This is a genomic window from Streptomyces ovatisporus, assembly GCF_042653885.1.
Classification (GTDB): Bacteria; Actinomycetota; Actinomycetes; order Streptomycetales; family Streptomycetaceae; genus Streptomyces; species Streptomyces ovatisporus.
In genome coordinates this window covers 251,876-273,372 of record NZ_JBHSFH010000002.1, presented here as the reverse complement: position 1 = coordinate 273,372, position 21,497 = coordinate 251,876, and the positions used below count along the sequence as shown (strand labels likewise).

Sequence of the window (21,497 nt, the reverse complement as noted above, 5' to 3'; positions counted from 1 at the left end):
GGTGTGCGGTATGCCGACCGGCGTGGCCATGCGCGACGTGCGTCAGCAGCTCTTCGACGCGACCGAGCGCGTCCTCCTCCGGGACGGGCCGAACGCGCTGACCAGCCGGGCGGTCACCACTGAGGCACGGTGCGCCAAGGGCGTCCTGCACCGTCATTTCGCCGACTTCGACGCCTTCCTCGCCGAGCTCGTACAGGACCGCATCGCACGGATGGACCGCCAGGCCGCCGCACTGCACGGCTCCGTGGGGTCCGGCACCGTCGCCGGAAACCTCACGGAAGCGCTGACGACACTGTTCGAGTCGGTCGGCGTCGCGATCGTCGCCCTCATCACTTCCCGGGACGGCCTGCGCGCCAGGCTGCGGGAGACCACACCGACCGGCGTCCCCGTCCTGACGGAGGCCACGGCCATGCTCGCCGCCTACCTCGACGCCGAGCGCGCTCTCGGCCGCGTCGCGGCGGACGCGGACGTCGGCACACTCGCTCCCACGCTGATCGGGGCGGTGCATCTGCTCTTCGCCGACCGGGAAGGCCCCCGGCCGGAGGCCGGAGCCGTGCACAAGGTGGTGACCACAGTCGTCGCGGGTGCCGCGAGAGACCCGCTGCGTTGAGCGTTGCCGGGCGCCGGCCCGGCACCCGCCCGGACCACCGCCCGGAGAGCCCCCGCCCGCGGGCCATCGTTCGCCGCTCTGCTCGGCGGACGCAGCAGCCGTGATCGCCCCGCACCGCGCCGTGTTGACCTTCTCGTTACGTCAAGGTCTTCAATCGAGGCATGCGAATCGCCCAGGGCACGTCGCCCTGTTCGGGATTTTCCGCCTGGTCGTCGCGCGAATGAAGGAGTCCACGTGTTGCTGAGGCTCTCCCGTGCGGTCCTGCTCGCCGTGTTCCCCGCCGAGTTGCTTCTCGCCGTGCTGCTCGTCTCCGGAGTCCGGATGCCGGGCCCGGTGGCCGTACTGGCCGAATCCGCTGTCGCAGCAGTGCTCCTGCTCGAACTGGCCACCGCCTGGCGCCTGTTCACGGCCTCCCGCCGGCTGGGCGCAGACCGCCGCGCGGCGCTGCGGACCTGCGTCCGGCAGCTGGTGCCCGTTCAGGTACGGAGGATCACGTCCTTCGAACTCCGGGGGCTGGGCGCTCTCCTGCTGTGGCCGACCGGGCGCCGCAACGGCGTGCCCCCCGGCGCCACCGACGTGCCGTACGCGAAGGAGCAGTTCTCCACCCTGCTCGCCCTGGCGTCCGTGATGGCGGTGGAGGCGGTCGCCGTCGAGGTCCTGCTCCAGAAACTGGACGCTCCGGCCGGGCTGCGCGCCGTCTTCCTGGTCCTCGACGGATATTCGCTGCTCGCGGTGCTGGCCGTCCTCGCCGCGCGGGTGACCCGGCCGCACGTCGTCTCCGCCGGTGAACTGCGCGTCCGTTCGGGCGCGTTCTTCGACCTGCGCATACCGCGCAGACTGATCGCGTCCGTGCGGACCTCGCGCCACTACGACGAACGCGGCCTGGTCACCGTCGAGGACGGGTGGTGTGCCGTGCCGGTCTCCTCACAGACCAATGTGACGGTGGAACTGACGGAGCCCGTCACAGTCGTACGTCCCCTCGGCAGCCGGACGAAGGCCACCGCTGTCCGTTTCTTCGCCGACGACCCCGGCAGCGCCGTCGAGGCTCTCCGCCGGTCTCCGGACCGCCCGGGCACGTCCGCGCGCAGTGCGTGAGCCCGACGCCGTGTGTTCGAGCCGTGAGTCCGGCGCCGTGTGTTCGAGCCGTGAGTCCGGGGCGGGAAGGCCGGGTACACGCCCGCCCACACCCTCCGGCACGGACAGGACGAGATGACGATGGCACTTCAGCATCCCGCCGAGCGCGGCGGCGACCGGCGGGGCCGCTTCGAGCGCATGGCCGAGTCGGCTTCGAACGTCACCGGCTCGCCGGCGTTCTACTGCTTCTGCGTGCTCCTGATCATCGCTTTCGTCATCGTGCACTTCGTGGAAGTGCCGGTGGCCTGGATGATCTTCGTGGGCGACATGATGGCTGCCGTGAGCCTGCTGCTGCTCGCTCTGCTGAAGAACACCGAGCGGCGGGCCGAGCACGCCCTGCAGCGCAAACTCGACGCGATCGCCGCCGTGCTGCTCGAACAGAACGGGGAAGGGCCGGGGTCGCGGAGGGCCCACGAGAATCTGAGAGCTGCCATCCGCATGGACGAGAACGTCTGAGGGTCCCGGACCGTCGGACGGCACCGGCGAGGTGACACCGGTGCCGTCCGACGGGAAGAGGCGGCGGCCGTCGCACGGCCCGCGCCGAGGACGCCGACAGGACGGCCGGCCCGCCGCACTCCGCGAGGGAGGGGAGCTCGGCCGCCCCGCTCCCGGAGGCTCTCACGCCTCCCCGGCACGGCCGGTCGTCACCGTCCTGCCGGGGGCCCGGCCGGTGAGCGGTCTCCGGCCGGGCCTGAAGTGGTTCCGGGCGTCAGCTGCCCGCGGCCACGGCGATCATCTCGCGGGCCTTGCCCTCGCTCTGGTCGTAGCGCTCGGGGAAGGCGGACCGCTGGACGCTCTGCGCGAGCTCACCGGCGGTGAAGCCGGGGTTGTTGGCGTCGTTCGGGATGGCCTGGTCGAGGAACGCGTTCGTGGCGTACACCGGGTCCAGAATCTGCTCGGGCGTGCCCCAGCCGGCGCTGGGACGCTGCTGGAAGACGCCGAGGGAGTCGCGGTCGCCACAGTTGAGGTTGTGCATGTGGGACTCGACCCAGCCCGCTTCGAAGGCGGCGAGCATGACCTTCTCGGTCACTCCGCGCTGCGTCGCGACGTCGTGCACGGTGTTGATGATCGCCGGGTCGAAGTCCGGCGGAACGGCGCACTTCTCGTCGAGGATCTGCGCGTTGGAGCGGTGCTCCTTCACCGGGGTCTCACCGGCGGAGGCGTTCACTGCCAGTCCGCCTGCGACGAGCACGCCCACTGCCAGAGCGGTGGCGCTCCTGACCATCGTCTTGCGTCTGATCTTCGTGGTGATCGTCATGGGGTTTCTTCCTTCCAGGTGGGGACAGGCACGCGCGTAGATACGCGTCCCTGCTGGCGCGGAACCCTGTAACCCTCGCCACTCCGATGGCCTTGGGGTGACCGGCGAAGCGCGAGCAATCGATTTCGTGCGGGACCGTACAAGCCATGACGCTGACACGTCAATGAACGCTGGTTTTCCTACTCCCGGCACAAAGGCTCAGGTCCGAGAATCCCGCCACTGAAGGGGACAATTACAGCTTTACGCACCGCCCGTCGGAACCGCTCTGGACCACTGAAAACTCAACAACGTGCGCAGTTCTTCACGAAATCGATTTCAGAAACGGCCGTACTTCGCGCACCCTCGACGCCGTCTCACGCCGCCCCTCCGGGGGCGCGCGGACCGTACGGCATCAGGCCGTACGCACGCTCGTCCCGCAGCCGGGCGCAGGAGGGCGACCCCGCCCGGGAGGCCCCACCCCGGTAAGCCAGCGCAGCTCTGCATGAGCCCCGGTGCGGTGGGGACCCGGCACAGGACAGTGAAAGGACCTGTCGCGCCGACACACGTGGAGGGAAGTGGCGAGAGATGCGCATCGCCTTTCTGGTGGCCCCCGAAGGGGTCGAGCAGGTCGAACTGACGGACCCGTGGAAGTACCTCGAGCACGCCGGGCACACCCCTCGGCTGGTCTCCACGACCGCAGGCCGTATCCAGGCCTTCAACCACCTCGACAGCGCGGACACCTTCCAGGTGGACCAGACCGTCGACGAGACGTCGGCCGAGGAGTACGACGCTCTGCTGCTGCCCGGCGGTGTCGCGAACCCGGACGCGCTCCGGATGGACGACGACGCCGTGCGGCTGGTGAAGACGTTCTGCGAATCCGGCAAGCTCGTCGCCGCGATCTGTCACGCCCCGTGGACGCTCATCGAGGCCGACGTGGCGCGCGACCGTACGCTCACGTCGTGGCCCAGCCTGCAGACCGACCTGCGCAACGCCGGCGCACACTGGGTGGACGAGGAGGCCGTCGTCGACGACGCCGGACCGTTCCCGCTGGTCACCAGCCGCAAGCCGGACGACCTCAAGGCGTTCGACGAGACCGTGCTGAGCCAGCTCGGCGGCTGAGCACCGGCGCCGCCCCCGGCTGCGTACCGCCGCGGACCTGCGGTCCTCCCGGCAGCGGGCCCGCGGCCGGCAGATACGGGCGGAGCGGCGTTGAGGTAGAACTGGGCGTCATGGCAGAACAGTTCAGCGTCACAGTCACTGTGCGCGGGTACGAGACCGACGCCCAGGGCCACGTCAACCAGAGCGTGTATCTGCAGTACGCGGAACACTCCCGGTGGATGATCCTCGACGCCGCCGGAATCCGGCAGGCGGACCTCCTGGCCGAGGGCGTGGGCCCGGTCGTCCTGGAGACGACAGTGAAGTACCGGCGGGAGTTGCGCGCGGGCGACGAGGTGCGCATCTCCTGCGAGTTCGACTGGGACGAGGGCAAGACGTTCCGGGTCCGGCACGAGATCCTCGGCCCGGACGGCGAGTGTGCTGCCCGGGTCGACTCCGTGGGCGGGGTGATGGACCTCGAACGGCGCCGCCTCGTGGCGGATCCTCGCCGGCCCTTCCTGAAGCTCGCCGCACGGCCGGAGCTGATGGGGCTGTGACTGCGCTGGGGCTGTGACTGCGGGCTCTGCACGCGCAGTCACAGCCGTGGGCGCCCGGCCCGGCCTGTGACTGACCAAGAAGGCGGGGTACGGGCCGTCGCGCCCGTACCCCGCCCTGTTCGTCTCGTCGGCTGCCGCGCCCACCGGGGCACGGCCCGCTCCGGGCCTCAGACCGCGGAGCCCGCCTTCCACTCGGCCCAGCTCATGTTCCAGCCGTTGAGCCCGTTGTCGGGCTGGACGGTCTTGTCGGGCGAACCCTTGACCTCGACGACGTCGCCGATCATCGAGTTGTCGTAGAACCAGGCGCCGTCGGTGGCCGCGTCGTCCGCGCCGCGCTTGTCCTTCAGGCCGACGCAGCCGTGGCTGGTGTTGCCCGAACCGAAGGGCGCGCCCCAGTAGTTGCCGTGGATGAAGGTGCCGGACGTCGACAGTCGCATGGCGTGCGGGACGTCCTTGATGTCGTACCCCTCGGCGCCCTTGCGGCCGAAGCCGACCGTGTCGCCGTCCATGCGGGTCTCCTTGTGCTTCTCGGAGATCACCATCTTGCCGTTGTACGTGGGGTTCTTCGCGCTGCCCGCGGAGATCGGGATGCTCTTGACCTCCTTGCCGTCCCGCACGACCGACATCTTGTAATTCTCGACGTCGACGGTGCTGACCTGCGAGCGGCCGATGTTGAACGTGACCTTCTTGTCCTGCACGCCGGTGATGTTCTGGGCGCCCTTCACGCCGTCCAGCTTGAGGTCCAGGGTGACCTTGGAGCCGGGCTTCCAGTACTCCTGCGGGCGGAAGTCGAGGCGGGTGTCGTCGAACCAGTGCCCGACGACCTCCTGGCCGCTTGTCGAGCTGACCTTGATGGCGGTCTGGACGGCCTTCTTGTTGCTGATGGCCTTGTCGAAGTTGATCGACACCGGCATGCCGACGCCCACGGTGGCGCCGTCCTCACCGGTGTAGGTGCCTATGAAGCTGTTGTCGGGGGAGACCGTCGTGAAGGTCGAGTTCTCGACGGACTTACGGCCCTCGCCGTCCTTCGCCTTCGCGGTGATCTTGTACTGCGTCGCCCGCTCAAGCTGGTCGTTCGGCTTCCACGACGTGCGGTCGCCGGACATCGTGCCCTCGACGGCCGTGCCCGACTGAACGGCGGTCAACTTCACGTCCGTGAGCTTGCCTTGGCTGACGACCACCCTGCCGCCGGTGTTGATGCTGGCGCCCTCGGAGCCGTCCTTGCCGGCGATCTTTATTCGGGCCACCGAACTCTTCTTGCCGCGCGCCTCGGACTTGGCCTTCTCGGCCCCGTCACCGCTGTCCGACATCCCGCAGCCGCCCAGCGCCATCACCCCGCCGAGCACCGCAGCCGTCACGGATATCGCTTTGCGGTGCGTACCCAGCGTCGTCACAGACTTCTCCATTTGCGTCAGAATCCAAGCTCCCCGAATGACCGCGCACTCCCCCGTGCCGGACCAAGGAGACATGTGCGGACCCAGCTCTACGGAACAGAACGCACTGAGGCTGGTGACCGGTTCCACACGTGATGAAACTGTGGCCCAGCACACGTGGCCTTCTGGAAGAAGCCTGCCACCACTGGGGGCTCAACGACGAAACACCTGGTCAGAGTGGGTCCGGCAGTCGCTCACGGGGCGGGCCGGGCCCCGGTGCGGTCCCTTCAGCCCCGGTATCCACCCGAGGCGTACTCGGCCACGTCCGCGGCTCCCCGGACCTCGTCCGTCTCGTCGTCCAGATCGTCGAACGGGGGAAGCGCGCCGAGACCGCCCTGTCCGACCTCCTCACTCCCCCAACTGGCGTGCGCCAGTTCCACTCCCGGCAGCTCGCGCACAAGGTCGAACGGGTCGACGAGGTAGGCGATGGCCTCGCCCGCATCCCCGGCGACGGTCTCCCTCGCGTGCTCCCGCTCCTCGTCCGGCATCAGCTCGTCGCCCTCCACACGTGCGAGGGCCGACCTGGTCAGCGCCTGTGCGTCGGCGATCTCCACGACCAGGTCCACGCGGAGCCGGATGTGCGGGCCGGAGCCCGAGGGTTCGGTGCGCGGTGTCTCGTCAGCAGCCATGAACGGAGCGTAAGCGCAGTGGAGGCGCGGGTTCCGTACGACCCGCGGCGGTCTATAACATCGGCCTCCGTGCCGCCAGTTCATGGACGGCACACTGCTCGTCGCTCATCGCACCACAGCTTTCGGAAGGGGCTATTCCGTGCCCGCAGCCGGACTCTCCACCGTGTCCGTACACCGCCGGTCCCTGGTGACTGCCACTGCGGCAGGCGCGGTGCTCTGCGCCCTCTGGTTCGTCCCCACGGCCAAGGCCGTCCCGGACGGTACGGGCACAGACGTACGGCACGCCGCACAGTCCGCCGGTACGCAGGACACCACCCGGAACGGCACCCCGCACTCCGGCGCAGCCACCGCGCAGAGCGCCGTCGGCCGTCCGGGGGGCGTCAACTCGTCGGACCCCGGCGCGTTCGGTTCCCCCTACGTGCTGGGCGGTCTCGGACTCGCGGGCGCCGGCGGCGCCTTGATCATCCGCTCACGCCGCCGTACGGCTGCCGTCCGGCCGGCTCAGACGAGTTCGCCCGTCACCGACTGAGCCGCTCCCACCAGGGCGCCCGTCCGCACGAACTCCTCGCACACCGCCAGGTCGGGCGAGAGGTAACGGTCGGGGCCCGGGCCCTCGACGCCCGCCTCGCGCAGCGCCCGCACGATCGCGACCGCTGCGTCGCCCGGAGTCAACCGGCCGCCCTCGGCACGCAGTTCGACCGCACGCGTCGCTGCGTACAGCTCCACGGCGACGACGCGCGTGAGGTTGTCCACAGCTGTGCGCAGCTTGCGCGCCGCGGACCAGCCCATCGAGACGTGGTCCTCCTGCATGGCCGAGGAGGGGATCGAGTCGGCCGACGCCGGAACGGCCAGCCGCTTCATCTCGCTCACCAGCGCCGCCTGCGTGTACTGGGCGATCATCAGCCCCGAGTCGACGCCCGCGTCGTGAGCGAGGAAGGGCGGCAGGCCGTGCGAGCGGTTCTTGTCCAGCAGCCGGTCGGTGCGGCGCTCGGCGATGGAGGCGAGGTCGGCTGCGGCGACGGCGAGGAAGTCCAGCACGTACGCCACGGGAGCGCCGTGGAAGTTGCCGTTGGACTCCACACGCCCGTCGGGCAGCACGACGGGGTTGTCGACGGCGGCGGCCAGCTCGCGCTGCGCGACGGTGAGGGCGTGCGCGAGGGTGTCCCGGCCGGCCCCCGTGACCTGGGGCGCGCACCGCACCGAGTACGCGTCCTGCACACGGGGCGCGTCGTCCTGGTGATGCCCGGTGAGGCCCGAACCTGCGAGCACCTTCAGCATGTTGGCCGCCGAGGCCGCCTGCCCGGGGTGCGGACGTATGGCGTGCAGCTCGGGCGCCAGCACCTTGTCGGTGCCGAGCAGGGCCTCCATGGTGAGGGCCGCGGTGATGTCGGCGGAGGTGAAGAGGCGGGCGAGATCGGCGCCCGCCAGGAGGAGCATGCCCAGCATGCCGTCGGTGCCGTTGAGGAGGGCCAGCCCCTCCTTCTCGCGGAGCTCGACGGGAGCGATGCCGTGCGCTTCGAGAAGTGCGGCGGCCGAGGCCGTCGTGCCGTCGGGCCCCTCGGCGTCGCCCTCACCCATCAGGGCCAGGGCGCAGTGCGAGAGGGGCGCGAGGTCTCCGGAACAGCCGAGGGAGCCGTACTCGTGCACGACGGGGGTGATCCCGGCGTTCAGCAGGTCCGCGATGGCCTGCGCGACCTGGGGCCGGACGCCGGTCCGTCCCGACGCGAGGGTCTTCAGACGCAGGAACATCAGCGCCCGTACGACCTCGCGCTCGACGTGCGGCCCCATGCCGGCCGCGTGCGAGCGGACGATGTTGCGCTGGAGCTGTGCGCGCAGCCCGGGGCTGATGTGGCGGACGGCGAGGGCGCCGAAGCCGGTGGAGACGCCGTAGACGGGCTCGGGTTTCGCGGCGAGGTCCTCGATGTGACGCCGTGCCGCCTCCAGGGCCGCCAGCGCCTGCGGCGACAGCTCCACGCGGGCGCCGTCCCGGGCGACGGCGACGACGTCCTCGGGGGTCGTGCCGGACTCGCCCAGCACCACGGTGTGCATACTCATATTCAGGCACCCTAGAGAGTGAATCGATTCCTGTCACGACCGGGGCCTCGAACTGCTCCTCGGGCCCGTTCCCGGACCGTCCCGCCGGCTGCTGCGGACTGCGCCCCGTTCCGCCCGGTTCAGGGGCGCCTGCCGGCCCGTCCGGGTACGTCCCGCCCGGCGGGGGCGCCGGGCTCGTCATCTGCCCGCGGCCCGTCAGCGGTCTCCGGCGGGTCAGTTGCAGGCGGCTCGCCCGTCTCGTGTCCCCGGAAGTGCCGGCGGTCGCCGGGTGGCGATGCCGCCACCGTCCCGCCCGTCGCCGCCCTCTCCGGCGCCTCGTCCGCCTCGGACGCGTCGGCGAGCCGTACGACCGGGTCCGCGGCGCCGCCGTCCCGTCCGGCGACCACCGGCCGGCGGGCGCGGGCCGCCTTCGCCCGGTACTGCGCGGCGTCGGCGAGCCGGAAGAGACGCGCCGCGGACCGGACCGGCCCGATCGGGTCCCCCGTCGACGCCACTCCGCAAGCCACCCCGTCCCCCGCCTGCAGCCCCACCGCCATGCGGCAGACCTCCTCCGCCGCCCGTACCACCCGGTCCGCGCCGGGCCCCACCGTCAGCAGACAGAACTCGTCCCCGCCCAGCCGTGCCGCGAGAGCACCCGGCAGGGTCGCGCCGCACAGCGACAGCACTATCCCGAAGCGCTCCAGCAGCCGGTCGCCGGCGGCGTGCCCGAGCTCGTCGTTGACGCGTTTGAGGCCGTTCACGTCGCACACGACGAGGCTGACGACCGTTCCGTCCTCACGGTGCCGCTGAAGCCCGTCCTCCAGCTTCCCCTCGACGGCACGGCGGTTGGCCAGTCCGGTCAGCTGATCCGTGAAGGCGAGCCGCCGCACCTCTTCCAGCTGCTCGTTCTGCGCGATCCCGGCGGCGATGATCTCGGCCAGTATCGTCGCGAAGTGGGCGTCCGACTGGTCGAAGACCGGTTCTCCCGCATCGCGGGCCACGTACAGCTCCCCCCAGGCCCTGCCGTGCAGCACGATCGGCGCCACGACGCAGCAGCCACGGCCCCGGCGGCGCAGGGCCGCCACGCGTGGATGGACGGGTATCCCGCGGTCTTCGTGCGGCTGACCGGCCGTCTCCATCCAGGCGTGCGGCTCGTCCTCGCCGTCCACACGCCAGCGTTCGCGCAGCGACTCGGTGATCTCGGGGAAGTCGTGCACGGGATAGGACTCGTCGTACGGGAACTCGCTCTCGCCCGCGGCCAGTTTCCCCACGTTGACCAGGACGTCCAGCCGTCCGCGCGCCCGGTCCCAGGCGGATATCGCGGCGAAGGTACCGTCCATCGCCGCACACGCCCGTACCGCGGCGGCGTGCGCGACCTCTCGGTGCGCGGAGTCGCGGGGATGCGCGTCGCAGAAGCGCTGCGCTGTCGTCATGGCCTGAGCCAGCTCGACGACCGCCCGCAACCGTGGGTCCTCTCCCATGAGAGCCAGGCTAGAAGCGTTCCGCCGACCCCGCCGTCCGGCTTACTCCTGCTCCGCGTCCCGTACGGAGCCGCTCCGCGGCATCCTCCCCAGGGTGCTCACGGGCCGGGGCGGCCGTGCGGCCGCAGAAGTACGGTGAGGGTCTTTCACTCCCCTGGCCACCGCGGCTTCCGCTTCTCGTTGAAGGCCGCCACGCCCTCCGTCCGGTCTCCGGAGAAGGCGACGGTGCGCCAGGCGGCGTCCTCGATCTCCAGGCCGGCCCGCAGGTCCAGGCCCCAGCCCGTACGGAGCGCACGCTTGGCGGCGCGCAGTCCGACCGGGGAGTTCCGGGCGATGCGGGCGCCCAGCGCGAGCGCCTCCTCGCGGTCGCGGCCCTCCTCCACCAGCTCGTCGACGAGGCCGAGACGGTACGCCTCGCCGCCCTCGACCCGGCGCGCGGAGAAGATCAGTTCGGCGGCGCGGGCGACACCGACCCGGCGGGGCAGCAGCTGCGTACCGCCACCACCCGGGATGACGCCGACCGAGACCTCGGGCAGTCCGACGACGGCGGTGGGGTCGGCCACGATCATGTCGCAGGACAGCGCCAGTTCGAAGCCGCCTCCGAGCGCGTAGCCGTGCACTGCCGCGACGGTCGGCATCGGAAGCTCCAGCACACCGGTGTAGGCGGCACGCGCCGTCGGGCGGTGACGTCCGAGCTCGGCGTCGCTGAGGGAGTTGCGCTCCTTGAGGTCGGCGCCGACGCAGAAGGCCCGCTCATGGGTGGAGGTGAGCACGGTGGCGCGTACGTCGCGGTCGGCCGCCAGGTCCGCGCACGCCTCGGCGAGCCGTGCCGCCAGCTCGCTGGAGACGGCGTTCATGGCCGCGGGCCGGTCCAGGACGAGTTCGGCGACGTGTGTCCCGGCGTCCTTGCGGACGGCGATCCACTCCCCGTAACGCTCTTCGCTCACGCTGCTCATCGACCCTCCGGTCAACACTCGCTCACCAGTGTCCGCCGGTCACTGTACGGTCCCCTCGCGGGCCGGAAGCGCCCGCCCTGTCAGACCTGTCTGTGATGCTTCGGGCATGAAACCGACGTTGCAGCTGACGGTCGACTGCGGTGACCCGCGGCGGCTGGTCGACTTCTGGACCGTTGCTCTGGGCTACGTACCCGAGCCTCCCCCGCTGGGCCATGCCACATGGCGTGAGCACTGGGCGGCGATGGGCGTGCCGGAGGAGGAGCTTCCGGAGGGAGTGGGAGAGACGCCGGAGTCCATCGTCGACCCCACCGGGCAGGGGCCGCGGCTGTGGTTCCAGCAGGTCCCGGAGCCCAAGACGGTCAAGAACCGGGTGCATCTCGACGTGAAGGTGGGCGGCGGCCGCGAGACCCCGCTGGCCGTCCGCACCCGGCGGGTCACGGACAAGGTCGAGGAGCTGACAGCGGCGGGCGCCGCGGTCGTGCGGATCATGGACGAGCCGGGCATGGACTACTACTGCGTCGTGCTGCAGGACCCGGAGGGGAACGAGTTCTGCGTCGCATGAGGCGCTCGCGCCACGCGGACGCGCCGCCGGCGGGACTCAGCGGCGCGCGAGCATCCAGGGTTCGACGACGCCCAGACCACGGACGGGCCGCTGATACAGCGGCTGGAGCGCGAAGCGGTAGCCCGAGAGGTCCTCGGTCTCCTTCTCCGACTCGGGGGCGTCGCCCGCAGTGACGAGCTCCGCCCGGAAGTCGCCGTCCACGAGCACCCTGTCCTTGGGAGCTATCGACGTCAGCCTGCTGGCGAGGTTGACCGTGTTGCCGAAGACGTCGCCCATGCGCGTCGTCATCGTGCCGAAGGCGATGCCGACCCGCAGTTCGGGCATCGTCGGGTCGTTGGCCATGGTCTCGATCAGGCGCAGGCCGATCTCCGCCGCTGTGCCCGCGTCCTCCGCGACGTAGAGGATCTCGTCGCCGAGCGCCTTGATCAGACGTCCGCCGTTGGCGGCGACGAGATCGGCCGCCGTGGTCTCGAAGGCCTCGACGAGCTCACCGAGTTCGTCGTCCTCGAGGCGGCGCGTCAGCCGTGTGAAACCGACGAGGTCGGCGAAGGCGATGGCCTGCCGCCGGTCGACGGTCTCCTCGTCGTCGAGAGCCTGGACGACGCGCCCCGTGGCCGCGGCCAGCTGCCGCCGCCACACGTACACCAGGAACTCCTCCAGCTCCGGCAGGAGCAGCTGCACCAGCGGGTAGGTGACCTCGTTGCGGGTCATTCCGGGCTCGGGAGGCTCCGTCAGCCCCATCAGGAACGAGTCGATCTGCCAGTCGGCCAGGCGCGACGTGGTCTGCCCCGTGGAGCGGGCGACCTGCACCGCGGTCGCTTCGCTCAGCAGGCCCGCCTCGACGAGGCCCGCGAGGCGGCGCAGCGCCAGGACGTCGGCCTCCGTCAGCGCACGTGCCTGGCCCACGTCCGCGAAGCCCATGGCCCGCCAGAAACGCGATGCGAGTTCCATGGAGACGCCGGCTGCCCGTGCCGCCTGGAACGGGGTGTACTGGCGCGACGAGCCGAGGATCAGCTCCTCGATGCGCAGGGCGCTGGGGTCGTCGTCGCTCTCGGCGGTGCCGCTCTGGCCTCGGGGCGCGGGCTGCCCGGAAGGCTGCGGAGGTCCGGCGGGGCCGTCGTCGTGTCCCGGCGCGGGTGCCTCGGCCGGCCGGCCGTTCCGAGCAGACGGTGCCGCGTGTGGAACCGGCCGCTCCGGTGCTTGCGCTTCGTCTCCCGGCTCCGCTTCCGAGGCCGACTGTGACTCGGACGTACGTGCGGGGATGTCCGGCTCATCGTCGGCCACTGTCCGCCCCTCGCCAGGCCCGGTCGTCCCTGCGCACTGCCCTTCCGTTCTCTTGCTGAGATCTTCGGGGATCACCGGGACGCGCCGCATCCGCATCCCCTCCGCCGCGTGCCCACAATACGGCAGCAGTGCGCTGAACAGGCCCCTCTACGAACGCACCGACGGACTCGTGCCACCGACTCGGCACGTCGTCCGCCCGCTCGTCACCGACCGCGATCCGGCGCGCACTCCCCGCCGCACCGCGGTATGCCGAACCACCACTCCTGCCGAAATCCACCGGCCGCGATTCCCCCGGCGGCGAATCTCCCGGCGGCTGCCCGGGTCACGGCCCGCCCGCGGTCCCGCCCCCGTGCCCCCGCAGATGCACGATGTCGCCCGCGGCGACGGGACGCTGCACGCCTTCCTCCGTTCCGATGACGAGCCGCCCGTCGCTGTCGACGGCCACCGCCTCGCCGACCAGTTCCTCGCCGCCGGGCAGCTCGGCCCGCACGGTACGGCCGAGCGTCGAGCAGCCCGCGGCGTACGCCTCCAGGAGACCGCTGTCCAGCGCATCGCCGTCGGCGGCGCTCCAGCGCCCGTACCAGTCCTCGACGGAGCGGAGCACGGCGCGCAGCAGAGGGTCGCGGTCGGTGCACTGCGCAGCCGCGAGGACGAGTGATCCCGCAGCGGGGACGGGGAGTTCGGAGCTGCTGAGGGAGACGTTGAGGCCCATGCCGAGGACGACCGCACCGCTGCTGTCCGGCCGCGCACCCTCCGGGCCGCCCTTCTCTCCCCGCGGGGGGAGCGACGTGCTCTCGGCGAGGATGCCGCCGATCTTCCGCTCCACCCCCTCGATCTCGACGAGGAGGTCGTTCGGCCACTTCAGGCCGGTGTCCACTCCGGCGGTCCGGGCGAGGGCGGTGGCGGCGGCCACCCCCGCGAGCAGCGGCAGCCACCCCCAGCGCTCCTGCGGTACGGAAGGTCGCAGCAGCACCGAGACGAACACCCCGGAGCGCGGCGGTGCACTCCAGGTGCGGTCCAGCCGGCCGCGGCCGGCCGTCTGCTCCTCGGCGACGAGTACGGCGCCTTCCTCCGCTCGCCCGCCGCGGGCGCGGTCCACGAGGTCGGAGTTGGTCGAGCCGGTGCTGTCGACCACGTCGAGCGACGTCCACAGGCTGTCGGTCCTGACCAGCGCGCGGCGCAGCGAGGAGGCGTCGAGCGGCGGGCGGTTCAGGTCCGACCAGCGGCTGCCGGAGCTCTCGGGCGAGTTGGGCGTCATGACGTCAGCGTAGATCCGCGGGCGGGGCGCCGCCCGCGGCGCGGGCGCGGTGGACCGGTGGTGTTCCGCGGTGCCGGCGCGGCCTCGTCCCGCCGCGTTCCCTCCGCAGTCCGCACGCCGCCCACGAGCTGCGAGTGTGGCCAACGCCGCACCGACGAACGGCTGCTTCGCGGATAGCCTACGAACCGGTAGCCGCACGCTGACGAGTAGGAGCCGCACGCCGATGTCCGAGCAGCAGGGCCCAGACATCCACACGACCGCGGGCAAGATCGCGGATTTCGAGCGTCGAGCCGCCGAGGCGACGCACGCGGGCTCGCAGCGCGCGGTGGAGAAGCAGCACGCGAAGGGGAAGCTGACCGCCCGGGAGCGGATCGATCTGCTGCTGGACGAGGGGAGCTTCACCGAGCTGGACGAGTTCGCCCGGCACAGGTCGACCAACTTCGGCCTGGAGAAGAACCGTCCGTACGGAGACGGCGTGGTCACCGGCTACGGCACCGTCGACGGCCGCCCCGTGTGCGTGTACTCCCAGGACTTCACCATCTTCGGCGGTTCGCTCGGCGAGGTCTATGGCGAGAAGATCGTCAAGGTCATGGACTTCGCGCTGAAGAACGGCTGTCCGGTGATCGGCATCAACGACGGCGGCGGTGCGCGTATCCAGGAAGGCGTCGTCGCGCTGGGCCTGTTCGCGGAGATCTTCCGCAGGAACGTGCACGCCTCCGGCGTCGTCCCGCAGATCAGCCTCATCGTCGGCCCCTGCGCCGGGGGCGCCGTCTACTCCCCCGCGATCACCGACTTCACGGTGATGGTGGACCAGACCTCGCACATGTTCATCACCGGCCCCGACGTCATCAAGACGGTGACGGGCGAGGACGTCGGCTTCGAGGAGCTGGGGGGTGCCCGCACGCACAACACGACCTCCGGTGTGGCGCACCACATGTCGGGCGACGAGAAGGACGCCGTCGAGTACGTCAAGGCGCTGCTGTCCTACCTGCCCTCCAACAACCTGTCCGAGCCGCCCGTCTTCCCGGAGGAGGCGGACCTGGAGACCTCGGACGACGACCGTGAGCTGGACACGCTGATCCCCGACTCGGCGAACCAGCCCTACGACATGCACTCCGCCATCGAGCACGTACTGGACGACGGTGAATTCCTCGAGACCCAGGCGCTGTTCGCCCCGAACATCATCACCGGCTTCGGCCGGATCGAGGGCCGGTCCGTGGGCGTGGTGGCCAACCAGCCGCTGCAGTTCGCGGGTTGCCTCAACATCGACGCCAGCGAGAAGGCCGCACGTTTCGTGCGCACCTGCGACGCCTACAACGTGCCGGTGATCACCTTCGTCGACGTGCCGGGCTTCCTGCCGGGCACGGACCAGGAGTACGACGGCATCATCCGCCGCGGCGCCAAGCTCATCTACGCGTACGCGGAGGCGACGGTGCCACTCATCACCGTCATCACCCGCAAGGCGTTCGGCGGCGCGTACGACGTCATGGGCTCCAAGCACCTGGGCGCCGACCTCAACTTCGCCTGGCCCACCGCCCAGATCGCCGTCATGGGTGCTCAGGGAGCGGTCAACATCCTGCACCGCCGCCGGCTCGCGGCCGTCGAGTCGGACGACGAACGTGAGGCGCTGCGGGCCGAGTTGACTCAGGAGTACGAGGACGCGCTGCTGAATCCGTATGCCGCGGCCGAACGCGGGTATGTGGATGCTGTGATCATGCCGTCCGAGACGCGCCGGCACATCACTCGTGGTCTGCGTACGCTCCGCTCCAAGCGCGAGCAGCTGCCCCCGAAGAAGCACGGCAACATCCCGCTGTAAGGAGGTCGTTGGCCATGCTCGACTCGACGACGGGGGAGCACCCGCCGTTCCCGCCCATCAAGGTCGTACGGGGCAACCCGACTCCGGAGGAGCTGGCCGCGGCCCTGGCGGTGGTCAGGGCGCGGGCCGCCGCGATGGTGGAGGCGGAGCCCGTCTCCGTACCCGCCGACGAGTGGTCCGACCCCGCGCGTACGGTGCCGCGCAGGCTCCCGCACCCGGGGCCGAAGGCGTGGCGCACGGCGTACTGGCCCGCCTGACCGCCCGCGCCGGACTGCCTGACCACCCGCGCCGGACCGCCGCCGCCGGGCCGCCGCCGTTTCGGAACGCTCTGCGGAAGCGGCTCACCCGCCCTGCCCGAACAGCCATGCCGGGCAGGGCGGTTCTGCGTCCGGGGCTCCGCGTGGCGGGGTCCGCGTGGCGGCGTCCGCGGCCCGATTGAGTACGCGTACTCAGGCATCTCCGGCAGCTCCGCCGCACCATGGAAGTCATGCTGTGGTCCGATCCCCGCGACGAGCCTCCCCAGGAGATGCGCGCAACTCTGGCGATGCTGGGACGCCTGAGCTGGCTTCTGCCGATCGTGGTCGTGATCCTGCTGCTTCTCGTCAGCGTCCGGTGACGGCGGCGGGCGTCCGGGCCGGACGCCTCCGCACCAGGGGGACGGTCTCCCGGGCGGCCCGGACCGGGTCCCTACGATGGCGGCATGACCTCTGAGCCCTCCACTTCCCCACTGCCCCCGGCGTCCCCCGCCTCCGACGGGTCCCCCGGGTCCGGCGCCGGACGGCCCGCGCGCCGGCTCGTGCTCGCCTCCGCCTCGCCCGCGCGGCTGGGGCTGCTGCGACAGGCCGGGCTCGCGCCCGAGGTCATCGTGAGCGGCGTCGACGAGGACCGGCTGGACGCGCCCACCCCCGCGGAACTGGCAAAGGTGCTGGCCGAGGCCAAGGCCTCGGCGGTGGCAGGGCTTTCACAGGCGGCGGACGCGCTCGTCGTGGGCTGCGACTCGGTGCTGGAACTGGACGGCAGGCCGCTGGGCAAGCCCGCGGACGCCGAGGAGGCGACAGCCCGCTGGAAGGCGATGCGGGGACGCTCCGGTGTGCTGCAGACCGGGCACTGCGTCGTCGACAACCGTGCCGGTACGCGTACTTCGGCGACGGCCTCCACGACTGTCCACTTCGGGGAGCCGAGCGACGCGGAGATCGCCGCGTACGTGGAGTCGGGCGAACCGCTCCATGTGGCGGGCGCGTTCACGCTCGACGGCCGCTCCGCGCCGTTCGTCGAGGGCATCGAGGGGGATCACGGGAACGTCATCGGCCTGTCGCTGCCGCTGCTGCGCGGGCTCCTGGCGCGACTGGACGTACAGATCACCGACCTGTGGACGTGAGCCGGTGACGCCGGGACGAGTGAAGTCCGGTACGGGGAAGCCGGGTTACGGGGCGGACGGCTCCGGGCCCGTCCGGCCGGACGGCGACGCGGCCGCTCCTGGCGGCGGGCCCGCCGTCCCGGCCGGCGAGCTCTCCTGCTCGGCGGCCTCCTCGACGCTGTAGGAGACGAGCGACCAGACGATCAGCCCCAGCACGACCATCATGAAGAGGAACGCCGCCCAGCCCACCAGCCCGACCGTCGCCGCGCCGAGCAGGCCGTGCACCACGGCCGCGCTGATGAGGACGATGCGCAGCAGGCCGACAGGGCCCCGGTCACGGACGGCCGTACGCACCAACACCCCGGCGCACAGCAGGAGATAGCCCCCGAAGAGCGCTCCGGCGACCACGGCTGAGAGTGACATCGAGCGGGGTTCGAGTCCGCCCATGGACATCTGCTGATCGTCCACGACCATGCTCAGGAAGATGTTCAGGAGAACGATGCCGACCGCCTCGACAGCCAGTATCAGCGCCGCGGCCCCGGCCACCCATCGTCTGAGTCCCACCCCGCACACCCTCTTCCGGTCCTCGGATGCCCACCGGCACGGCCGATGCTTTTGGTTACCAGGAGTACATCGCCATGGCACCGTGAACGCTACTTACGGGTATCACCGCGGGCAAGAGGGGCGACGCGAAGCAAAGTTTCCCCCCGCCTTTCATAGGAATCCCACAAAGACGCACCGTTCCACCTCGGTTTGCCGAACGGAGACCTTGACCACATCGGCGGATCGCCGAGCTCCGCCGTGAACCCGGCGTACCTTGGGGTGACAAGGCACACCGTGGCCCGTGACGACCGCGCGTAACACTCCGTGTGGGCAAGCTCACGCCCGAGGGCGGCTCGGCCTGCGGTGTCGTCAGTACCTAAACTTTCATCACTCAGCACATCGAATCTTGTTGCGGAGCAGCGCCAAGTAGGGAGACATCGTGCGCAAGGTGCTCATCGCCAACCGCGGCGAAATCGCTGTTCGCGTCGCCCGCGCCTGCAGGGACGCGGGAATCGCCAGCGTCGCCGTCTATGCCGAGCCGGACCGGGACGCGTTGCACGTCCGGGTTGCCGACGAGGCATTCGCCCTGGGCGGTGACACTCCGGCGGCCAGCTACCTGGACATGGACAAGGTGCTGAAGGCCGCGGCCGATTCGGGTGCGGACGCCCTCCACCCCGGCTACGGATTCCTCTCCGAGAACGCCGAGTTCGCGCAGGCCGTCATGGACGCGGGCCTGACCTGGATCGGCCCGCCTCCGGACGCGATCCGCGGCCTGGGCGACAAGGTCGCCGCCCGGCACATCGCGCAGCGCGCCGGTGCACCGCTCGTCGCAGGCACCAAGGACCCCGTCTCCGGTGCCGACGAGGTCGTCGCGTTCGCCGAGGAGCACGGCCTCCCCATCGCCATCAAGGCGGCGTTCGGCGGCGGCGGACGCGGCCTGAAGGTGGCCCGCTCGCTGGACGAGGTCGCGGAGCTGTACGACTCGGCCGTACGCGAGGCCGTCGCGGCGTTCGGCCGCGGCGAGTGTTTCGTGGAGCGCTACCTGGACCGCCCGCGCCACGTGGAGACCCAGTGCCTGGCCGACAAGCACGGCAACGTCGTCGTGGTCTCCACCCGTGACTGCTCGCTGCAGCGCCGTCACCAGAAGCTCGTCGAGGAGGCCCCCGCGCCGTTCCTGTCCGACGAGCAGAACGCGGAGCTGTACCGCGCCTCGAAGGCCATCCTCCGCGAGGCGGGCTATGTGGGCGCCGGCACCTGTGAGTTCCTCGTCGGACAGGACGGCACGATCTCCTTCCTGGAGGTCAACACCCGTCTGCAGGTGGAACATCCCGTGACCGAGGAGGTCACCGGGATCGACCTGGTGCGGGAGATGTTCCGCATCGCCGACGGCGAGGCCCTGGAGTACGAGGACCCGCAACTGCGCGGCCACTCCTTCGAGTTCCGCATCAACGGCGAGGACCCGGGCCGCAACTTCCTGCCCGCGCCCGGCACCGTCACCACTTTCGCGCCGCCCTCCGGTCCGGGCGTACGGCTCGACGCGGGCGTGGAGTCCGGCTCGGTCATCGGCCCCGCCTGGGACTCGCTGCTGGCCAAGCTCATCGTCACCGGCGCGACCCGGCAGCAGGCGCTGCAGCGTGCGGCACGCGCGCTGGACGAGTTCACCGTCGAGGGCATGGCCACCGCGCTGCCCTTCCACCGCGTGGTCGTACGGGACGAGAAGTTCGCTCCCGAGGTCAACGGCCGTCCGGACGCGCCGTTCGACGTCCACACCCGGTGGATCGAGACGGAGTTCGTCAACGAGATCGAGCCCTTCGCGGGCTCGGGCGCCGACACCGACGAGGACGAGACGGCCCGCGAGACCGTCGTCGTCGAGGTGGGCGGCAAGCGCCTGGAGGTCTCCCTCCCCTCCTCGCTGGGCGTGACGGCGGCACCGGCCGCCGGCGGCAGCAAGAAGCCGAAGCGCAAGGCGTCCAAGAAGTCCGGCAGTGCCGCCTCGGGCGACGCCCTCGCCTCTCCGATGCAGGGCACCATCGTCAAGGTGGCGGTCGAGGAGGGCCAGCATGTCGAGGAGGGTGAACTCGTCGTCGTGCTGGAGGCGATGAAGATGGAGCAGCCGCTGAACGCGCACCGCTCCGGCACCGTCAAGGACCTGCACGCGGAGGTCGGCGGCTCGCTCTCGGCGGGCACCGTCATCTGCGAGATCAAGGACTGAGCGGCGGGCGCCGGTACGTACGTGCCCGGCGGCCCGGCGAGCAAGGAGAACGACAACTGCTCGCCGTCCGGTGTCCGTCGAAGCGGACCCGGGCGGCGAGCAGTCTCGCGTGCGCGCGTTCCCGCGCCGGAGCGGCCCTGCGAAGTGGGCGGGAGAGCGTTGCTTCAGCGGCGCCGCGGCGCCAGATCGGCCACACGCCCGCCGCCCTGGGGCTGATCGGGCAGCGACGGGGCACTGCGCAGCTGCGGCGGACCCGGGGCGCCCGAACCGCCGCCGCCCTGTGGATGGTTGCGCCGCTGCCCCGGCATCGGCATCTCCCGGCGGCCCTTGTCACCGCTGCGCCCGGCGGGACCACCCCCACCGCCGCCGTGCCCAGGCGCGGTGCCCTCGGCGGGACCCGCCTGCGCCAGTCCGGTCACGGTGATCTGCACGCCCTGGTCTGCCAGCGCCTGCAGCTCCGTTCCCGCGCGGTCGTTCTGAGGCGGGGGCTTGTCCGTCACGAGTCTCGTCATGACGTCGGTGGGGACGGTCTGGAACATCGTGTCCGTACCCAGCTTCGTGTGGTCGGCCAGCACGACGACCTCGGCGGCAGCCTGCACCAGAGCCCGGTCGACGCTCGCCGAGAGCATGTTGGACGTCGAGAGACCGCGCTCGGCGGTGAGGCCGCTGCCGGAGAGGAACGCGCGGGAGACCCGCAGACCTTGGAGCGACTGCTCCGCACCGCTGCCGACCAGCGCGTAGTTCGAACCGCGCAGGGTGCCGCCGGTCATCACCACTTCGACGCGGTTCGCGTGTGCCAACGCCTGTGCCACGAGAAGGGAGTTGGTCACCACCGTCAGCCCCGGTACCCGCGCGAGTCTCCGCGCCAGCTCCTGCGTCGTCGTGCCCGCACCGACGACGACGGCCTCGCCCTCCGCGACGAGCCCGGCGGCCACGTCGGCGATGGCCGTCTTCTCCGCACTCGCCAGATGGGACTTCTGCGGGAATCCGGACTCCCGGGTGAATCCGCCCGGCAGGACGGCACCGCCGTGCCGGCGGTCGAGCAGCCCTTCTGCCTCCAGCGCCCGTACGTCACGACGCACGGTCACTTCGGAGGTCTGGACGACGCGTGCGAGCTCACGGAGCGAGACCGCCCCGTTCGCGCGCACCATTTCCAGGATCAATTGGCGACGTTCTGCAGCGAACACGAAACTGACAGTAACCCCAACGACCGTCTGGTTTCAGCAGTTTTCGTCGATTTTTGGAAGTTGTCCATAGCTGCACGGGCCGCATGGTATACACACGAAGCGGACGAACCGC

22 protein-coding genes are annotated in these 21,497 nt (G+C 71.1%); 12 read left to right on the top strand and 10 right to left on the bottom strand.

Annotation, left to right across the window (positions count from 1 at the left end; genetic code table 11):
* Window positions 1–10 precede the first annotated feature (10 nt).
* From ACFPA8_RS01470 to ACFPA8_RS01460, 3 genes are all read left to right on the top strand, one after another.
* A complete protein-coding gene (locus tag ACFPA8_RS01470) occupies window positions 11–610 on the top strand; it encodes a TetR/AcrR family transcriptional regulator (RefSeq protein WP_386440978.1) in 600 nt (199 codons plus the stop codon).
* 234 nt (window positions 611–844) lie between these two features.
* Entirely contained in the window at window positions 845–1,705 is an 861-nt protein-coding gene (locus tag ACFPA8_RS01465) for a hypothetical protein (RefSeq protein ID WP_386440975.1), read from the top strand.
* A gap of 114 nt (window positions 1,706–1,819) precedes the next feature.
* Window positions 1,820–2,200, top strand: coding sequence for a hypothetical protein (locus ACFPA8_RS01460; RefSeq protein ID WP_386440973.1), 381 nt, complete (start codon window positions 1,820–1,822; stop codon window positions 2,198–2,200).
* Window positions 2,201–2,453: 253 nt separating this feature from the next.
* On the opposite strand, the gene ACFPA8_RS01455 is transcribed toward ACFPA8_RS01460, so the two are convergent.
* Window positions 2,454–3,002 (bottom strand): hypothetical protein, encoded by a 549-nt coding sequence (locus tag ACFPA8_RS01455; protein ID WP_386440971.1) that lies wholly within the window; start codon window positions 3,000–3,002, stop codon window positions 2,454–2,456.
* A 564-nt stretch (window positions 3,003–3,566) separates the two neighbouring features.
* Here ACFPA8_RS01455 and ACFPA8_RS01450 point away from each other — a divergent pair.
* Entirely contained in the window at window positions 3,567–4,100 is a 534-nt protein-coding gene (locus ACFPA8_RS01450; protein ID WP_386440968.1) for a type 1 glutamine amidotransferase domain-containing protein, read from the top strand.
* A 110-nt stretch (window positions 4,101–4,210) separates the two neighbouring features.
* Window positions 4,211–4,633 carry an acyl-CoA thioesterase gene (locus tag ACFPA8_RS01445; protein WP_386440966.1) on the top strand — a complete coding sequence of 141 codons (423 nt, stop codon included), beginning with the start codon at window positions 4,211–4,213 and terminating at the stop codon, window positions 4,631–4,633.
* A 167-nt stretch (window positions 4,634–4,800) separates the two neighbouring features.
* Here ACFPA8_RS01445 and ACFPA8_RS01440 read toward each other — a convergent pair whose 3' ends face one another.
* Together ACFPA8_RS01440 and ACFPA8_RS01435 are read right to left on the bottom strand one after the other, a co-directional pair.
* The gene (locus tag ACFPA8_RS01440) at window positions 4,801–6,039 is read right to left on the bottom strand and encodes a L,D-transpeptidase (protein WP_386440963.1); all 1,239 of its coding nucleotides are present in this window, start codon (window positions 6,037–6,039) and stop codon (window positions 4,801–4,803) included.
* A gap of 254 nt (window positions 6,040–6,293) precedes the next feature.
* A complete protein-coding gene (locus tag ACFPA8_RS01435; protein ID WP_386440960.1) occupies window positions 6,294–6,695 on the bottom strand; it encodes a hypothetical protein in 402 nt (133 codons plus the stop codon).
* 139 nt (window positions 6,696–6,834) lie between these two features.
* Between ACFPA8_RS01435 and ACFPA8_RS01430 the strand changes: the two genes are divergently transcribed.
* Window positions 6,835–7,224, top strand: coding sequence for a hypothetical protein (locus tag ACFPA8_RS01430; RefSeq protein WP_386440957.1), 390 nt, complete (start codon window positions 6,835–6,837; stop codon window positions 7,222–7,224).
* Here the strand turns inward: ACFPA8_RS01430 and hutH are convergent.
* The 3 genes from hutH to ACFPA8_RS01415 all read right to left on the bottom strand — a co-directional run bounded on the left by hutH (window position 7,197) and on the right by ACFPA8_RS01415 (window position 11,166).
* Window positions 7,197–8,750: a histidine ammonia-lyase gene (gene hutH, locus ACFPA8_RS01425; RefSeq protein ID WP_386440954.1), complete on the bottom strand. Its 1,554-nt coding sequence runs from the start codon at window positions 8,748–8,750 to the stop codon at window positions 7,197–7,199. The two genes, ACFPA8_RS01430 and hutH, sit on opposite strands and share 28 nt — an antisense overlap.
* Before the next feature lie 119 nt (window positions 8,751–8,869).
* Complete coding sequence (locus tag ACFPA8_RS01420; protein WP_386440951.1) at window positions 8,870–10,210, bottom strand: GGDEF domain-containing protein; 1,341 nt, start codon at window positions 10,208–10,210, stop codon at window positions 8,870–8,872.
* A gap of 146 nt (window positions 10,211–10,356) precedes the next feature.
* Window positions 10,357–11,166 carry an enoyl-CoA hydratase/isomerase family protein gene (locus tag ACFPA8_RS01415; protein WP_386440948.1) on the bottom strand — a complete coding sequence of 270 codons (810 nt, stop codon included), beginning with the start codon at window positions 11,164–11,166 and terminating at the stop codon, window positions 10,357–10,359.
* A 106-nt stretch (window positions 11,167–11,272) separates the two neighbouring features.
* On the opposite strand from ACFPA8_RS01415, the gene ACFPA8_RS01410 reads away from it, so the two are divergent.
* Window positions 11,273–11,728 carry a VOC family protein gene (locus ACFPA8_RS01410; protein WP_386440945.1) on the top strand — a complete coding sequence of 152 codons (456 nt, stop codon included), beginning with the start codon at window positions 11,273–11,275 and terminating at the stop codon, window positions 11,726–11,728.
* A gap of 36 nt (window positions 11,729–11,764) precedes the next feature.
* On the opposite strand, the gene ACFPA8_RS01405 is transcribed toward ACFPA8_RS01410, so the two are convergent.
* Complete coding sequence (locus ACFPA8_RS01405; protein ID WP_386440942.1) at window positions 11,765–13,012, bottom strand: adenylate/guanylate cyclase domain-containing protein; 1,248 nt, start codon at window positions 13,010–13,012, stop codon at window positions 11,765–11,767.
* A gap of 322 nt (window positions 13,013–13,334) precedes the next feature.
* On the bottom strand, window positions 13,335–14,270 hold the full coding sequence (locus tag ACFPA8_RS01400) for a biotin--[acetyl-CoA-carboxylase] ligase (protein WP_386440939.1): 936 nt from the start codon (window positions 14,268–14,270) through the stop codon (window positions 13,335–13,337).
* Between the two features lie 223 nt (window positions 14,271–14,493).
* Between ACFPA8_RS01400 and ACFPA8_RS01395 the strand changes: the two genes are divergently transcribed.
* The 4 genes from ACFPA8_RS01395 to ACFPA8_RS01380 all read left to right on the top strand — a co-directional run bounded on the left by ACFPA8_RS01395 (window position 14,494) and on the right by ACFPA8_RS01380 (window position 17,464).
* Window positions 14,494–16,086 (top strand): acyl-CoA carboxylase subunit beta, encoded by a 1,593-nt coding sequence (locus tag ACFPA8_RS01395; RefSeq protein WP_386440936.1) that lies wholly within the window; start codon window positions 14,494–14,496, stop codon window positions 16,084–16,086.
* Window positions 16,087–16,100: 14 nt separating this feature from the next.
* On the top strand, window positions 16,101–16,343 hold the full coding sequence (locus tag ACFPA8_RS01390) for an acyl-CoA carboxylase subunit epsilon (protein ID WP_386440933.1): 243 nt from the start codon (window positions 16,101–16,103) through the stop codon (window positions 16,341–16,343).
* Window positions 16,344–16,573: 230 nt separating this feature from the next.
* Window positions 16,574–16,702 carry a morphogenic membrane protein MmpB gene (gene mmpB / locus ACFPA8_RS01385; protein ID WP_386440930.1) on the top strand — a complete coding sequence of 43 codons (129 nt, stop codon included), beginning with the start codon at window positions 16,574–16,576 and terminating at the stop codon, window positions 16,700–16,702.
* 84 nt (window positions 16,703–16,786) lie between these two features.
* Window positions 16,787–17,464, top strand: a complete 678-nt coding sequence (locus ACFPA8_RS01380; RefSeq protein ID WP_386440927.1) for a Maf family protein — start codon at window positions 16,787–16,789, stop codon at window positions 17,462–17,464.
* Between the two features lie 45 nt (window positions 17,465–17,509).
* Here the strand turns inward: ACFPA8_RS01380 and ACFPA8_RS01375 are convergent, their stop codons facing one another.
* Window positions 17,510–18,007, bottom strand: coding sequence for a flagellar basal body-associated FliL family protein (locus ACFPA8_RS01375; RefSeq protein WP_386440925.1), 498 nt, complete (start codon window positions 18,005–18,007; stop codon window positions 17,510–17,512).
* A 418-nt stretch (window positions 18,008–18,425) separates the two neighbouring features.
* On the opposite strand from ACFPA8_RS01375, the gene ACFPA8_RS01370 reads away from it, so the two are divergent.
* On the top strand, window positions 18,426–20,198 hold the full coding sequence (locus tag ACFPA8_RS01370) for an acetyl/propionyl/methylcrotonyl-CoA carboxylase subunit alpha (protein WP_386440923.1): 1,773 nt from the start codon (window positions 18,426–18,428) through the stop codon (window positions 20,196–20,198).
* Window positions 20,199–20,362: 164 nt separating this feature from the next.
* Here ACFPA8_RS01370 and ACFPA8_RS01365 read toward each other — a convergent pair whose 3' ends face one another.
* On the bottom strand, window positions 20,363–21,385 hold the full coding sequence (locus ACFPA8_RS01365) for a DeoR/GlpR family DNA-binding transcription regulator (protein ID WP_386440920.1): 1,023 nt from the start codon (window positions 21,383–21,385) through the stop codon (window positions 20,363–20,365).
* Window positions 21,386–21,497 lie beyond the last annotated feature (112 nt).

Bases quoted from the DNA above. Each gene is read 5' to 3' on its own strand.
- ACFPA8_RS01470 (WP_386440978.1), top strand. From the start codon at position 11: ATGCCGACCGGCGTGGCCATGCGCGACGTGCGTCAGCAGCTCTTCGAC.
- ACFPA8_RS01460 (WP_386440973.1), top strand. From the start codon at position 1,820: ATGACGATGGCACTTCAGCATCCCGCCGAGCGCGGCGGCGACCGGCGG.
- ACFPA8_RS01455 (WP_386440971.1), bottom strand. From the start codon at position 3,002: ATGACGATCACCACGAAGATCAGACGCAAGACGATGGTCAGGAGCGCC.
- ACFPA8_RS01450 (WP_386440968.1), top strand. From the start codon at position 3,567: ATGCGCATCGCCTTTCTGGTGGCCCCCGAAGGGGTCGAGCAGGTCGAA.
- ACFPA8_RS01445 (WP_386440966.1), top strand. From the start codon at position 4,211: ATGGCAGAACAGTTCAGCGTCACAGTCACTGTGCGCGGGTACGAGACC.
- ACFPA8_RS01440 (WP_386440963.1), bottom strand. From the start codon at position 6,039: ATGGAGAAGTCTGTGACGACGCTGGGTACGCACCGCAAAGCGATATCC.
- ACFPA8_RS01435 (WP_386440960.1), bottom strand. From the start codon at position 6,695: ATGGCTGCTGACGAGACACCGCGCACCGAACCCTCGGGCTCCGGCCCG.
- hutH (WP_386440954.1), bottom strand. From the start codon at position 8,750: ATGAGTATGCACACCGTGGTGCTGGGCGAGTCCGGCACGACCCCCGAG.
- ACFPA8_RS01420 (WP_386440951.1), bottom strand. From the start codon at position 10,210: ATGGGAGAGGACCCACGGTTGCGGGCGGTCGTCGAGCTGGCTCAGGCC.
- ACFPA8_RS01415 (WP_386440948.1), bottom strand. From the start codon at position 11,166: ATGAGCAGCGTGAGCGAAGAGCGTTACGGGGAGTGGATCGCCGTCCGC.
- ACFPA8_RS01410 (WP_386440945.1), top strand. From the start codon at position 11,273: ATGAAACCGACGTTGCAGCTGACGGTCGACTGCGGTGACCCGCGGCGG.
- ACFPA8_RS01400 (WP_386440939.1), bottom strand. From the start codon at position 14,270: ATGACGCCCAACTCGCCCGAGAGCTCCGGCAGCCGCTGGTCGGACCTG.
- ACFPA8_RS01395 (WP_386440936.1), top strand. From the start codon at position 14,494: ATGTCCGAGCAGCAGGGCCCAGACATCCACACGACCGCGGGCAAGATC.
- ACFPA8_RS01390 (WP_386440933.1), top strand. From the start codon at position 16,101: ATGCTCGACTCGACGACGGGGGAGCACCCGCCGTTCCCGCCCATCAAG.
- mmpB (WP_386440930.1), top strand. From the start codon at position 16,574: ATGCTGTGGTCCGATCCCCGCGACGAGCCTCCCCAGGAGATGCGCGCA.
- ACFPA8_RS01380 (WP_386440927.1), top strand. From the start codon at position 16,787: ATGACCTCTGAGCCCTCCACTTCCCCACTGCCCCCGGCGTCCCCCGCC.